Annotated in this window: 16 protein-coding genes; 15 read left to right on the top strand and 1 reads right to left on the bottom strand. The window is 63.5% G+C overall.

All coding sequences use genetic code 11. From position 1 onward, the window contains the following. Positions 1-206 precede the first annotated feature (206 nt). Genes rsmD through GX515_03240 form a run of 3 tightly spaced genes read left to right on the top strand, consistent with a single transcriptional unit; the run spans position 207 to position 1,739 of the window. The gene (gene rsmD / locus GX515_03250; protein HHY32033.1) at positions 207-770 is read left to right on the top strand and encodes a 16S rRNA (guanine(966)-N(2))-methyltransferase RsmD; all 564 of its coding nucleotides are present in this window, start codon (positions 207-209) and stop codon (positions 768-770) included. After that, the gene (coaD, locus tag GX515_03245) at positions 757-1,257 is read left to right on the top strand and encodes a pantetheine-phosphate adenylyltransferase (protein HHY32032.1); all 501 of its coding nucleotides are present in this window, start codon (positions 757-759) and stop codon (positions 1,255-1,257) included. The genes rsmD and coaD overlap by 14 nt, the downstream gene beginning before the upstream one ends. A gap of 26 nt (positions 1,258-1,283) precedes the next feature. Further along, positions 1,284-1,739, top strand: a complete 456-nt coding sequence (locus tag GX515_03240; protein ID HHY32031.1) for an ATPase — start codon at positions 1,284-1,286, stop codon at positions 1,737-1,739. Here the strand turns inward: GX515_03240 and ylbJ are convergent. Further along, positions 1,702-2,988 (bottom strand): sporulation integral membrane protein YlbJ, encoded by a 1,287-nt coding sequence (gene ylbJ / locus GX515_03235; GenBank protein HHY32030.1) that lies wholly within the window; start codon positions 2,986-2,988, stop codon positions 1,702-1,704. The two genes, GX515_03240 and ylbJ, sit on opposite strands and share 38 nt — an antisense overlap. Positions 2,989-3,279: 291 nt before the next feature. Here ylbJ and GX515_03230 point away from each other — a divergent pair, with 291 nt between their 5' ends. The 12 genes from GX515_03230 to fabF all read left to right on the top strand — a co-directional run bounded on the left by GX515_03230 (position 3,280) and on the right by fabF (position 13,567). Beyond that, positions 3,280-4,098, top strand: a complete 819-nt coding sequence (locus GX515_03230) for a patatin family protein (protein HHY32029.1) — start codon at positions 3,280-3,282, stop codon at positions 4,096-4,098. Continuing rightward, positions 4,092-5,108, top strand: a complete 1,017-nt coding sequence (locus GX515_03225; protein HHY32028.1) for a PDZ domain-containing protein — start codon at positions 4,092-4,094, stop codon at positions 5,106-5,108. Before GX515_03230 ends, GX515_03225 begins: the two co-directional genes overlap by 7 nt. A gap of 16 nt (positions 5,109-5,124) precedes the next feature. Next, a complete protein-coding gene (locus tag GX515_03220; protein HHY32027.1) occupies positions 5,125-6,147 on the top strand; it encodes a LysM peptidoglycan-binding domain-containing protein in 1,023 nt (340 codons plus the stop codon). Between the two features lie 215 nt (positions 6,148-6,362). Then, positions 6,363-6,926: a DUF177 domain-containing protein gene (locus GX515_03215; protein HHY32026.1), complete on the top strand. Its 564-nt coding sequence runs from the start codon at positions 6,363-6,365 to the stop codon at positions 6,924-6,926. A 40-nt stretch (positions 6,927-6,966) separates the two neighbouring features. Then, positions 6,967-7,167 carry a 50S ribosomal protein L32 gene (rpmF, locus tag GX515_03210; GenBank protein ID HHY32025.1) on the top strand — a complete coding sequence of 67 codons (201 nt, stop codon included), beginning with the start codon at positions 6,967-6,969 and terminating at the stop codon, positions 7,165-7,167. A 450-nt stretch (positions 7,168-7,617) separates the two neighbouring features. Continuing rightward, positions 7,618-8,235 (top strand): transcription factor FapR, encoded by a 618-nt coding sequence (gene fapR / locus GX515_03205; GenBank protein ID HHY32024.1) that lies wholly within the window; start codon positions 7,618-7,620, stop codon positions 8,233-8,235. Beyond that, a complete protein-coding gene (gene plsX / locus GX515_03200; GenBank protein HHY32023.1) occupies positions 8,219-9,247 on the top strand; it encodes a phosphate acyltransferase PlsX in 1,029 nt (342 codons plus the stop codon). Before fapR ends, plsX begins: the two co-directional genes overlap by 17 nt. Then, positions 9,216-10,259: a ketoacyl-ACP synthase III gene (locus tag GX515_03195; protein ID HHY32022.1), complete on the top strand. Its 1,044-nt coding sequence runs from the start codon at positions 9,216-9,218 to the stop codon at positions 10,257-10,259. Before plsX ends, GX515_03195 begins: the two co-directional genes overlap by 32 nt. Continuing rightward, complete coding sequence (gene fabD / locus GX515_03190) at positions 10,252-11,199, top strand: ACP S-malonyltransferase (protein HHY32021.1); 948 nt, start codon at positions 10,252-10,254, stop codon at positions 11,197-11,199. The genes GX515_03195 and fabD overlap by 8 nt, the downstream gene beginning before the upstream one ends. 1 nt (position 11,200) lies before the next feature. Beyond that, complete coding sequence (gene fabG / locus GX515_03185) at positions 11,201-11,944, top strand: 3-oxoacyl-[acyl-carrier-protein] reductase (protein HHY32020.1); 744 nt, start codon at positions 11,201-11,203, stop codon at positions 11,942-11,944. Positions 11,945-11,993: 49 nt separating this feature from the next. Further along, positions 11,994-12,257 carry an acyl carrier protein gene (locus tag GX515_03180; GenBank protein ID HHY32019.1) on the top strand — a complete coding sequence of 88 codons (264 nt, stop codon included), beginning with the start codon at positions 11,994-11,996 and terminating at the stop codon, positions 12,255-12,257. Between the two features lie 68 nt (positions 12,258-12,325). Next, the gene (fabF, locus tag GX515_03175; protein HHY32018.1) at positions 12,326-13,567 is read left to right on the top strand and encodes a beta-ketoacyl-ACP synthase II; all 1,242 of its coding nucleotides are present in this window, start codon (positions 12,326-12,328) and stop codon (positions 13,565-13,567) included. Positions 13,568-13,589: the final 22 nt, after the last annotated feature.

The following is a 13,589-nucleotide window of genomic DNA, read 5'->3' as shown; positions in this document are numbered from 1 at the left end:
GACGGTCTTGCGACCGTCATCCCGTGGGAGAGGAGAAACCGGAGGAAGAGCTTATGGGGGAGGGTTTTGGAACCCCGGCACCGTCCAGGTGCCGTTTTCCTCGGCTCTTCTTTCGGTCATAGTTTGCGCGCGGATGAGGCTCTTATTCAACTTCTTTCTTGGTAATTCACACCATATCCCGGGCCTTTTAGGGGACGCTATAGACGATGCGAGTGATTGCAGGCAAGGCTAAGGGCAGGCGCCTCTTCGCCGCACCCAGAATGAAAACCCGGCCTATCACTGACCGCGTCAAGGCGTCCGTGTTCGACATCCTCGCGTGGCGCCTTGCAGGGGCGAGGTGTCTGGACCTCTTCGCGGGCACCGGAGCGCTCGGCATAGAGGCGCTCAGCCGGGGAGCCGCCACTGCTGTGTTCGTCGAGTGTGACTCGAGAATGGTGGGCGTCATACGGCGGAACCTGGAAGCCACTTCCCTTGGTGAGCTAGGGAACGTGATGCACGCAGATGTGAGATGGGCTGTGCGAGTACTGGCCGGTCGAGAGGCACCGTTCGATGTCGTGTTCATAGACCCGCCGTATGGGCATGGCCTTGCTCCGGTAGCCTTGGAACTCGTTGCCCGGCACGGCCTCGTGGACGAGAGCGGGGTTGTGGTGGTGCGGCACGAGCGGAGGCAGGAAATGCCTCATCTCTGCGCGAATCTAAGATTGGTAAGGCAGGAAGGATTCGGCGACACCGTGGTGTCCTTCTATGAACCAGGCGATGGAGGTGGTTGACGTAGTCACGGCGGTGTATCCTGGAAGTTTCGATCCGGTCACTAACGGCCACATCGACATCGCGGAGCGCGCCTCGAAGGTGTTCGGCAGGTTGGTTGTGGCAGTGCTCACGAACCCGGCCAAAGACGCGCTCTTTACGGTGGACGAGCGCACGGAGATGCTGGCGACGGCTCTCGGTCACTTGCCGAACGTTGAGATCGCTCACTTCTCCGGCCTGCTTGTGGACTTCGCACGGAAGCACGGTGCCCAGGTGATCGTTCGGGGTCTACGGGCGCTTTCCGACTTTGAGTACGAGTTTCAGATGGCCTCCGTAAACCGCAAGATAGGAGGGGGTATCGAAACGGTCTTCATGATGACCGCTAACGAGTACGCCTTTCTAAGCTCGAGCATGGTTAAGGAAGTAGCGCGGTTCGGCGGGTGCGTGAGAGGTTTCGTCCCAGATCACGTGGCGCGCCGCCTTGCCGAGAAGTTCCGCCCTGCAAGGTGAGCCGGGCGTGACAAGGGGGAGCTGTGGTGGGCAAGACCAAGATCGTTGACCTTTTGGACAGACTCGAGGAAACCGTCGAGACAGCCCGGAAGGTGCCGCTCCTCAACAGGGTGCTGGCCGACAGGTACGAGATCCTGGAGCTGCTCGACCAGATACGAATCGCTCTGCCCGACGAGGTGAAGCGCGCCGAGGCGATTCTCGCCGAAAAGGATCGCATTCTCGCTGAGGCGGCCGCCGAGGCCGAACGGCTGAAAACCTCGGCGAAGGATCACTTGAGGGCGCTTATTTCCCAAGAGGAGGTCGTCAAGGCCGCGGAGGCGGAAGCTGCGCGGATCCTCGAGGAAGCGAAAGCTCAGGCGAACGAGATAAGGAGCGGCGCCGACGAGTACGCAGCGCAAACCCTTCTAAAAATGGAGGACAATCTCCAGAAAACCCTCAAGATCGTCAGACGCGGCGTCGAGGAGCTGAAGAAGAAAAGCTAGAGGGCCGGTTGGCCTTCACGCGGACCACGATGAGCTGCGTCCTTCTGAAGAACCAGACCACGAGGGATGCAGCGATCATGAGTGCCAATATGCGTCCAAGCGCGAGCGACGAGGCTCCCAGGCGTGCAAGGAACGAGGGCTGCCCGGAGGCCAGGCGCGCTACGAACGCGGGCGTGACCATTCGGGCGAGGCGCTGCCCCGCGGGGCTCATTAGAACCAACGTGAGGATCCCGCTGATGGCGGCCTGGGCTATCCGTGTGACTACGTAGGGCGTCATTCGGATGTCCGTTCCGGTGCACATCGTGCTGACCTGGGCCAATACCGAGAGGCCAGACCACGCGATGATGGCGTTTACCGCCACGACACGGTGTAGGAGCGGTGCGGCGGCTTTGCTAGCAAGCTCAGAGCCCAGGGTGATCTCGAAAAACCCGCTCACGAACGCTGGTACCAAGGTGGGGTCAAGCCCGAGCGGGCTCAGCAGGAATGAAATAGGCGCAGCTATCAGCTCTATCACCTTGGCCACCGTGAGCACACGGATGATCACCGAGAACATGATTATGAATCCACCCACGAGAAGCATGCTGTTCACCGAATCCCTCACCGTGTCACCAAAAACCTGCCCGAAAGGTCTGCCGTCGGCCTGCCTTGCGCGGTACAATTCGGCGAGCGCCCTTGAGAGGATGTTCTCCCGTTTGCCCTGGGGCGGGACGCGACGGGGCTGGGGTCCCCCGTGGAAACGCAGGAGTACCCCAACGATGACCGCGGAAATGTAGTGAGCTGCGCAGATGGTGAGGCCGAGGGACGGCACACCGAACATGCCTACCGCTACTGCGCCGGCCATGAAAAGCGGGTCGGCCGTGTTGGTAAAACTTACCAGACGCTCTCCTTCAATCTGGTTACACAGGTTCTGCTTTCTGAGGTTCGCGGTGATGCGAGCCCCGATTGGATAACCCCCTGTAAGCCCCATTGCCAGCGCAAAGGCTCCCACCCCCGGCACGTCGAACAGCGGCCTCATGAGCGGCTCGAGGAGCACGCCGAGAAAGTGGACGACGCCGAGCGCCATGAGCACCTCGGCTGCGACAAAGAACGGAAGCAGCGCCGGGAAAACGATCTGCCACCAGACTCGCAGGCCCTGCACCGAAGCCTCAAATGCGACGTGAGGGTAAAGGAGTATGGCCGCGCTGACGAAAAGAGCGCACGCGGCTACGAGATACACTGCCCGCCGGCTTGTGGGGGTTCGACCACTCATGGCGTGCTTACCTCCGCGACCTCTCGCGGCGTAACCGAGCCAAGCTCCCGATACACGCCGCGTTGTTCTCCGGTTGTCCCTATATGTATATTGAGAGTGGGCAAGTGCTATGCTAAAGCGCCGCGTCCCTTCCTTAAGCCGCGGCCAAAGCAAAGGGCAGCGACCCCGTCAGGGCCGCCCGGTCGCGCCGACGGCGGCGTTTTCGGTAGGCCTGAAAGGCCCTACCTAAACCCTAGGCCAGCGGAATATGGGCTTTGCCCGCTTAGTAAACCTATTCTGTGGGGTGGTCGGATGGCACTCACCGGAAGCCCTCGGCCGAAGATCGGCTTGGCCCTCGGCGCGGGGTCGGCGCGAGGGCTTGCCCACATAGGTGTCCTGCAGGTCTTAGAGGAGCACGGTGTGCCCGTCGACGTGATAGTCGGGTCGAGCGCGGGTGCGCTCGTAGGCGGCGTCTATGCTGCATGCCGCGACCTCGGCATGATGGAGCGCCTTGCGACACGCATCAAATGGGATCACCTCGTGGACTTCTGCTTTCCCCGCATGGGGCTCATCGCGGGAGACAGAATCCACGAGTTTCTGAGGGTCCTGACCCGAGGGATGTCGTTCGCAGACCTTCCGTTTCCTTTCGGCGCGACCGCTGTTGACATAGAGACAGGTGAGGAAGTCCTCCTGACCGAAGGCGAGGTGGCGCTGGCCATCCGCGCGAGCATAGCGGTGCCGGGCATCGTGGCGCCGGTGAGGGTCGGGGGTCGCTTGCTTGTGGACGGCGCGGTCCTGGACAGGGTCCCGGCTGGGTTGACGCGGCGGATGGGCGCCGACTTCGTCATCGCCGTGTCCGCAGGAGGCAACGTGGCGGGAGTTCCTGACAGGCGCAGGAGGGAACCGGTGACCAACGTGTTCGAGGTCATCACGACCGCCGTGGAGCTCATGCAACTCGCCATACTCCGCCAGCGGATAATCGAGGCTGATGTGGTGATCGCGCCGGACCTGTCGGACATCGGCCCAACGAGACTTGATCGAGCAGCGGAGATCATCGAGCGGGGAAGGACGGCTGCGCGGGCAGCGCTCGCGGGCATACAGAAGAGGTTGGAGGGGGCACCGGTGTGTTAGCGCGTGGGCGGCGCTGGGGTATGGTCATCGGAATCGTCCTTCTCGCGGGCACGAGCCAGGCCTACCTTGCACGAAACTACGTTGTCATCAGCCCGGGCCCGGCCGAGAGCCTGGCGACGATGGTCAGGGTCGAGGGAGGGGTCCGCGATGCGAAGGGGGACTTCCTTCTCACTGCAGTGACGAGCCGCCCGGCGAGCCTCGCGTCGTGCGTTGCGGCTGCGGTGTCCCCCGTGGTGGATCTCGTGCCGAGAAGCCAGGAGATCCCTCGCGGCATGGACACGAACAAGTACCTAAAGATCATGGAGGGCATGATGCGCGAGAGTGAGGTGGTGGCCGGGGCGGTGGCCCTTCGAAAGCTCGGGTACGAGGTCCACGTGGAAACAGTGGTGCGCATCGAGGAGGTGTTAAAGGACAGCCCGGCACAGGGGTTGCTCGAGGAAGGCGACGTGATCCTCGCCGTGGACGGGCAGCCTGTGGGGACCGCTGAGGAGGTCGTCAAAAGGATCGGTGCGCGGCACCCGGGAACGCCGGTTGATCTCACCATATTGAGAGGAGGCCGGACGCTGGATTTCACAGTCCCCACGGTTCCGCACCCCGAGGACCGCACCCAGGCGGCGGTTGGAGTGCTTGTGAGCCCGAGCGTCACTGAGGATCTACCTGTGGAGATCACCATCAACCCCCACGAGATCAAGGGATCTTCGGCGGGGCTCATGTTCACCCTCGAGATCTTGGACCAGCTTGACCCGAGAGACCTCACGGCAGGCCAGACCATCGCGGGAACCGGCACTATCAGTCTGGACGGGACCGTGGGCCCGGTCGGCGGGGTCAAGCAAAAGGTGGCAGCCGCCGAGCGTGCGGGGGCGCGCTACTTCCTCGTGCCCGCTGAAAACGCACGGGCAGCGAGGGAGGCCGCGACACGCCTGGAGGTAATCCCCGTGCGAGACATCGACGAGGCTCTGCACGCACTGGATAAGATTGCAAGGAGGGGAAATGGCACTGTTGGAGAATAATACAAGTACGATCTGAATGGAAGAGACGGCGCAGCGCTGGCGACCTGGCGCATCTGGTGATGCCTCCTGGCAAGGACGCGGCATCGCTCGGTTCGCGGGATGCCGCGGGGTGCGCACACGACAGGGGGCGGGTGCCTTGAGGCTGGATACGCTCGGACGCGCGCTCGCAGTTGCTGCGTTGGCTGCGCTTGCAGGGTTGATCGTGTGCGCGCCGTGTACGCTTGCCGCTGAGGCCGCGACGGGTGCTCCTTCCGGCTTGCTCAGGGCTGGCATGAGGGGCGATGATGTTGCCTGGCTCCAACAGGGTCTCGCGAACCTTGGGTTCTATACCGGCGAAGTGGACGGGATCTTCGGCGACCGCACGGTTCGTGCGGTCAAAGCTTTCCAGCGCGAGTGCGGGCTCCCCGCAGACGGCATGGTGGGCACGTTGACGCGAGAGCGCCTGGAGGCGGAGCTCCGCAAGGCGCGGGCGAAGACGTACGTCGTCGCTCCGGGCGACAGCCTGTGGTCCATAGCCAGGAAATTCGGCGTCAGTGTGCAGGACATCGTGCGAGCCAACAGCATCAGCGACCCGTCCCTGGTAAAGCCGGGCCAGGAGCTGCAGATCCCGGGCTCGGCGCAGGTCCCGTCGAGAGGCGGGCGCGGACCCGTCGAGCTTCTTCAATGGGACAAGGTGAACGGCCTGTTTCGCTCGTATGCCACGGTCGTGGACGTTCGCACGGGCCTTTCGTTTCGCGTGAAGAGGCGTGGTGGCCATCTCCACGCCGATGTTGAGCCCGTGACGTCGGAAGACACTGCGGTCATGAAGAGGGCGTTCGGCGGCGCGTGGAGCTGGGACCGAAGGCCCATAATCGTTGAGCTGTCGGGTAGGCGGATCGCCGCCTCCATGAACGGAATGCCTCACGGTGGCGAAACTATCCGCGGCAACGGATTCCCTGGGCACTTTTGCATTCATTTCGCGGGCAGCCGGCTTCACAACTCCGGCAAGGTCGATCGCGCTCACCAGGCGTGTGTCCAGGATGCCGCGGCGGGCGACTAAGTATGTCGCGCGCCTCGTTCGAATTCGGCGCTTAAGATAGCCGAATTCTTCACGCCGCGTCGTCCAAGCGCCGGCAACCCTGGAGCCTTGAACAGAGGAGACGAAAACATGGCGCCATACTTGGTGGCCAGGCCTCTCGGCCTTCCGGGGGTTTTTCTTGACGCCAGGGGGACCCTGGCTTATAATTTGTCTTGTTGTGCGGAGGCATGTTCACCGTGCGCGTCGACGTCTCGACGATCAGGGATATCAAGGGTGCGGCCATCGAGGCCGACTTGCGCGGGGCGGTTGGCAGCGTGGGCGCTGCCGGCAGGGAGCTTGAGCTCTCCGAGCCCGCCGAGGTGCATGTGCGCGTTACGAACACGGGCCACGGCACCCTCTTGGTCCAGGGAAAGGCGAAGGCCCGTGTCCGGGCCACGTGCGACCGGTGTCTCACACCGTTTGAGCTCGAGATCATCTCCGACTTTGAGCGGCAATACGTGAGGGGACCCGAGGGCGGGCAGTCTTCCCGTTCCCCGGCTGGCGAGGGCCGAGGGGATGATGTACGCGAGTATCAAGGGGACGTCGTCGACATCGGACCAGATGTGAGGGAGAGCCTTTCCCTTGCCATGCCGATGAAGCTCGTGTGCGCGGATGAGTGCAAGGGGCTCTGCCCGTCGTGCGGCAAGAACCTCAACGAGGGGCCGTGCGATTGTCCCGTGACATCGTACGATGTCCGTCTGGCGGCCCTGGCCGATCTAGGTCTTCGCACAAAGATAGACCGAAGATCGGATAAAGACTGAGTTACAGGCATCAACCTTTCGTGACAGGAGTGGAGCGGAAATGGCCAATCCCAAAGGTAAGTTCGGAAAGTCGAGAACGAGGAAGCGCCGGGCGACGTGGAAGATCGATGGGCCCACGCTCGTCAAATGCCCCAAGTGTCATGCACTGAGGATGCCTCACCGTGTGTGTCCTGAGTGCGGCTATTACGACGGGCGCGAGGTCATAAAAATCGAGGAGGAGAAGAGAAAAAAGGAAGCATAGGCTGAGGATCGTTCGTGGGCCATCGCTTTTTTGTCTGTTCGTTTTCTTTCGTTGCCGCGACGCGGGCGGGAGCCTCCTCATAGGCTGCGCCGGGCGATGGCCTCGAGTATGCTGGCCACCTTCGGGCCGCCCTGACGGGCTTGCACGTCGGAGCGGCCCTTTTTTGTCTGGGGTTTGGCTGATCGCCGAGTTGCGCGGCGGCGCGGGGATGGGCGATGCGCGGGCGCGTGCCTGATGGTCCTGGTCCGCGTGAGCTTGCAAACACCGCGCCGCCGGTGTATACTGAGTTAGCAGCAGATACTAATACGAGGTCATAAGAACGAGCCGGAGGCGTCGTTATGTCTAGGTTTCCTTACGTTCGGCCCGCACTGTTTCCTATCTGCGGCTCGTGCGAGGGAGCCCGCTGACGTGGACGGCCTCCAGCGGTGTCTAGCAAGGAGCGATCGCACGTTGGCTCCTAGCATGTCCAAACCTGAACGCCATAGCCGTCTTCGAGAACTGCTCGAGTCGGACCCGTTTGTCACTGACCGGGAGCTTGCGGCAAGGTTGGGCGTAAGCGTCCAGACCATCCGGCTTGATAGGTTGGAGCTCGGGATCCCGGAATCCCGGGAGCGTACCAGGAGGGTGGCTGAGGAAGCCACGAAAAAGGTGCGGTCTGTGATGACGGGGGAGGTCATAGGGGACCTCGTTCGGGTTGCGCTTGGGCAGGAGGGCGTGTCCATCCTCGAGCCCACGGCTGAGATGGCGTTCAAGCGGAGCGGCATCGTGAGGGGGCATCACATCTTTGCGCAGGCGAACTCGCTTGCGGTCGCGCTCGTTGACGCCGAGGTGGCGGTCACGGGGTCTGCGACCGTGAAGTTCCTAAAGCCCGTGAGAGCGGGCGACAGGCTTGTGGCAACGGCAAAGGTCACTGAACGCAGTGGCCGGAGGTATCGCGTGAACGTGGTGTCCCAGGTCGGAGGCGAGGACGTGTTCAAGGGGGAGTTCGTGGTGTTCGCCTTGGACCCCTCGCCGGCTGGGGACAGAGTCGAGGTCGGGGAGGGAGGCGCGCATGAGGATCGCCCTTGATGCCATGGGGGGCGACTTCGCTCCGGCGGAAACGGTCGCAGGTGCGCTGATGGCGGCGAAGGAGCTCGGCGTGGGTGTGATGCTCGTCGGTGACAAAGAAAAGATAGAGGAGAGGCTCTCGGCCCTCGGCGGTGCGCAGGGGCTTGATGTCTCGGTGGTTCACGCTGGAGGGGTCATCCCCATGGACGAGCACCATCCCGTGGAAGCGCTCAGGAGGATGCGCGACGCGTCCGTCATAGTGGCTGCGGACCTCGCGGCCAGGGGTGAAGCCAGCGCGATGGTGTCCGCCGGCAACACGGGAGCCGCGATGATCGCGGCGCTCATGAGGCAAAAGCGAATCCGCGGTGTGGACCGGCCAGCTATAGCCACCGTGTTCCCCACAACGACTGGGTATTGCCTGCTCGTCGATGCGGGGGCCAATTCCGAGTGCAGGCCCCATCATCTTGTGACCTTTGCGCAGATGGGGGCCGCCTACGCAGCGAGCGTCATGGGCAGGCCGCAGCCGAGGATCGCCCTACTGAGCAATGGCGAAGAGGAAAGCAAGGGCACGGAGGTCGTCATCGCCGCTCACGCACTCCTTCGCAAGGCAGGCTTGAATTTCATCGGCAACATTGAGGGGAAGGACATCCCCTTCGGGAAGGCCGATGTGGTCGTGACCGACGGGTTCACAGGGAACGTCGTGCTCAAGCTGGCGGAGGGGGTTGGGGAGGCCATCGTGAGCATGCTCAAGGACTCCATAGCCAAGAGTCCCGTGTACAAGGTCGGAGCGTTGCTCGCCCGCCCAGCGTTGAAGGCCCTCGCGACGCGCATGGATTACTCGGAGTATGGGGGCGCCATGCTCCTGGGCGTCAACGGTGTGACCGTCATCGCCCACGGGCGGTCCAAGGCCAAGGCGATCATGAACGCGATACGTGCTGCGAAGCTGGCGTGCGACGGGGGGGTTGTGAGCTCCATCGCGCGGATGCTTGAGGCGAAGGCATATGAAGGGGGAGACGGTGAGAGTGGGAGGTAACGCGCGGGTCCTTCGCGGGGCCGGCATCGCTGGAACCGGTGCTGCTGTTCCCGAAGGCATCCTCAGCAACTACGATCTCGAGAAGATGGTTGATACCAGCAACGAATGGATAGTGGAGCGCACGGGCATCAGGGAAAGGCGGATCGCGCGCGAGGGAGAGACCACGTCCGACCTCGCTGCTCGGGCGGCCCAGCTCGCGCTGGAGGACGCGGGGATGTCTGCGGAAGACGTGGACCTCATCATCACGGCGACTGTCACTCCTGACATGCCCTTCCCGTCGTGCGCCTGCAACGTGCAGGGGAAGATAGGCGCGTCCAAGGCTGCCGCGTTTGACATAGGTGCGGGCTGCAGCGGGTTTGTGTACGCGCTTTCCGTCGCGCACAGCCTTATCGCGGCGGGAATGTACGACAACGTGCTGGTCATCGGGGCCGAGACGCTCTCGAGGATCGTGAATTGGAAGGACCGCAACACGTGCGTGCTTTTTGGAGACGGGGCGGGTGCCGTGCTCGTAAGACCGCTCGAGCACGGCGACGACGGCGTGATGGTCTCCATCCTTGGGGCGGACGGCACTCGGGGCGACTTGCTCACGCTGCCGGGCGGGGGATCGGCTCATCCCGCTTCTCACGACACGGTGGACCGGGGCCTTCACTACATTCACATGCAAGGGAACCAGGTGTACAGGTTCGCCGTGAGGATAATGGTCGATGCCACCCGAGAGGTGCTGGCGAAAGCCGGGCTCGCCGAGGACGACATCGATTTAGTGATCCCTCACCAGGCGAACCAGAGGCTCCTGGACCTCGCGGCCGAGCGGCTCGGCGCTCCCGAAAAAGTGTACTCCAACGTGGCGAGGTTCGGGAACACTTCTGCCGCATCCATTCCGATAGCGCTCGACGAGGCATCGAGGGCAGGGAGGCTCAGGACCGGAGACCGCGTGCTCTTGGTCGCTTTCGGCGCGGGCCTCACGTGGGGCGCAGCCATACTCCGTTGGTGCAAGGATGAGTTTCGTGGGTAAAGTGGCCTTCATTTTTCCAGGTCAGGGGGCACAGTATCCCGGCATGGGCCGGGACCTCGTATCACGGTACGCTGAGGCTCGCCGCGTGTTTGAGGAGGCCGACGAGGCCCTGGGGTTTTCCCTGTCGGAGCTCTGTTTCCAGGGTTCGCCTGAGGACCTGGCCCTTACGAGGAACACCCAACCTGCCGTGCTGGCCGTGAGCGTGGCGACGTTCGAGGCCCTGAAGGCGATGGGCGCGCGGCCGGACTTCGTCGCTGGTCACAGCCTCGGGGAGTACTCCGCGCTCGTCAGCGCGGACGTCATCGGGTTCGCGGACGCACTGCGTCTCGTGAGGGTGCGCGGTGACCTAATGCAGAAAGCGGTGCCGCCGGGCGTCGGTGCGATGGCCGCTGTGATAGGGCTTGAACGAAGCGCGGTCGAGGAGTGCTGCCGGCAAGCGCGCCTGACGGGGGTGGGCGAAGTCCAGCCTGCAAACTTCAACTCGCCGGACCAGATAGTGATCTCGGGCGATGCCGCGGCGGTGAAAAGGGCGGGTGAGCTCTGCGGCGAAGCGGGTGCGCGGCGGGTCATTCCGCTGAATGTGAGCGGGCCCTTCCACTCCAGACTGATGGCCCCCGCGGCGTCGGCCTTCGAGCCAGAGCTCCAGAAGGTGGCGATGCGCGCGCCGGTCGTGCCTGTGGTGGGCAACGTAACGGGCAGGCCCTTGTCGAGCGTCGCGGAGCTCAAGGCGATGCTCGCCCGGCAGATCTGCTCGCCGGTGCTTTGGGAAGAGTCGGTGAGGTTCATGTGGGAGGCGGGCGTGAGAGCGTTCGTTGAGGTGGGCCCGGGCAGGACTCTCACCGGCCTGGTGAGGCGCATCGTGCCAGAGGCCGCTGTGTTCGCGGCGGAGGCTTCCACTCCTCTGGAAGACACGCTTGAATTCCTCAAGGAGGTTCTGTAAGATGAGGCTGGCGGGGAAAGTCGCGCTTGTGACCGGGGCGTCCGGCGGAATTGGACAGGCGTGTGCCCAGGCGTTTGCTCGCGAGGGCGCAGATGTGGCGCTCGTTGCTGGCCGTAACCTAGCCTTGGCCGAGGAGGCGGCCCGCAAGGTTGAGGGCATGGGCAGGCAGGCCATGGTCCTCGCGTGCGATGTGTCGTCCCCCGAGGCCGTGGAGCAAGTCTGCGACCGCGTCTGGGAGCGCTTCTCCCGTGTGGACGTCCTGGTGAACAACGCCGGGATACGTCGGGACAACTTCCTCATCCGGATGACGGACGAGGAGTGGGACGACGTGCTCCGCGTAAACCTTCGGGGGGTCTTCAACTTCACGCGGGCGGTCGGCAGGAGGATGTTCCGTCAGCGGTCCGGAAGGATAATAAACATCTCATCCGTCGCGGGCGTGATGGGCAACGCCGGCCAGGCCAACTACTCTGCCGCCAAGGCCGGCGTCATCGGGCTTACCAAGGCCGCAGCCCGCGAGCTCGCGGTGCGGGGCGTGACGGTGAACGCCGTCGCTCCGGGGCTCATCGATGCGGGAATGACCACTTCGCTGAAGGAGGACGTCAAGGCGAAGCTGCTCGCGGGCGTTCCGCTCGGACGCCTTGGCACGGCTGATGAGGTGGCGGCTGCGTGCGTTTTCCTTGCGTCCGATGAAGCAGGCTACATAACCGGCCAAGTCCTCTGCGTTGACGGGGGCATGGCTATGTAGCGGGCGGCCTGAGAGCCGTTCGAAGCATGATCCATTGGAGGTGAATGAAATGGGCGAAGCAAGTCCGAAAGCGGAGGAGATCTTTGAGAAGGTCAAGAGGATAATCGTTCGTGAGGCTAAGGTTGACGAATCGCTTGTGACCTGGGACGCCACGATGAACGATCTGTACGCTGACTCTGCAACGAGGATGAGCATCGGCGACGAGCTCGACCGCGAATTCGACCTCGGGACCCTTGATGTGGAGATCGCCGAAGACACGACGGTCCAGGACATCGTTGACTTCATCCTCGAGAGGGTGGCTGACGAGGAGTGAGCGCATGCACCCAGCGTGCGCTTTCGTGAGGGAGGGCCGCCAGGCGGCGTGTAGTGTGGGGTGAGGGAATGAGAGCGCGAGTGGTGGTGACCGGCCTCGGCGCCGTCACCCCCATCGGGGTGGGTAAGGACGCCTTCTTCGAAGGGCTGAGGAGTTCGAGAAACGGCATAGGAAGGGTCACGAGGTTCGATCCGTCTCCTTTTAGGACGCAGATGGCGGGCGAGGTGCGCGACTTCGTTGCGACGGACTACATGACAGATCGCGAGGCGCACAGGCTGGCAAGATTCGCCCAGTTCGCGGTGGCGGCCTCGCGGATGGCGCTGGCTGACGCCGGCCTTGCCCTGGATGCGGTGGACCGCGACAGGGTGGGGGTCGTGATGGGGTGTGGCATCGGGGGCCTGGAGGTATTCGAGGAGCAGGTGGGAATGCTCCGGGCTGAGGGGCCGAGAAGGGTGAGCCCGTTCTTCATCCCGATGATGATCCCCAATATGGCCTCTGGTCAGGTGGCCATATTGACGGGCGCCAGGGGGCCCAATATCACGGTAACAACGGCTTGCGCAGCTGCCACGCACGCGATAGGCGAGGCCTTCCGCACGATCCAAAGGGGCGACGCCGACGTGGTGCTCGCAGGCGGTGCGGAGGCGGCCATCACGCCGGCAGGATTCGCCGGGTTCTGCGCCCTGAGGGCCATGTCGCGTAGGAACGACGAGCCGCAAAGGGCGTGCCGGCCGTTTGACAAGGGCCGAGATGGTTTCGTGATGGGGGAGGGCAGCGTGGTCCTAGTTCTCGAGAGCCTGGACCACGCCCAGAGACGTGGTGCGCCTCTGTACGCCGAGGTTGCGGGCTATGGAGCGAGCGACGACGCGCACCACATAGTGGAGCCGGATCCCACTGGAGAGGGCCCGCTGCTTGCGATGCAGAGAGCGCTGGACGACGCGGGGCTCCGCCCCGCTGACGTGGATTACATCAACGCGCACGGGACTTCCACGCCCCTCAACGACAAGTGCGAGACGCTCGCGATAAAGAGGTTGTTCGGCGAGAAGGCTGGGAAAGTCCCGATAAGCTCCACCAAGTCCATGACCGGACATCTCCTCGGTGCGGCCGGGGGCGTTGGCGCGGCGGCGTGCGTTTTCGCCATCTCCATTGGGGTCATTCCTCCAACGATCAACTACGAGGAGCCGGACCCCGAGTGCGATCTCGACTATGTGCCGAACGTCGCGCGCAAGGCGGACGTGGACGTGGCGATGTCCAACGCGTTCGGGTTCGGAGGTCACAACGGCGTCATAGTCCTCAAGCGCTGCGACGCTTAAGTGGCCGCGGCACGCCGCGCGT

This window comes from Bacillota bacterium (genome assembly GCA_012842395.1).
Lineage (GTDB): Bacteria > Bacillota > SHA-98 > UBA4971 > UBA4971 > UBA6256.
Note: the sequence above shows the minus strand (reverse complement) of the source record. Positions and strands in the feature narration are given on the sequence as shown.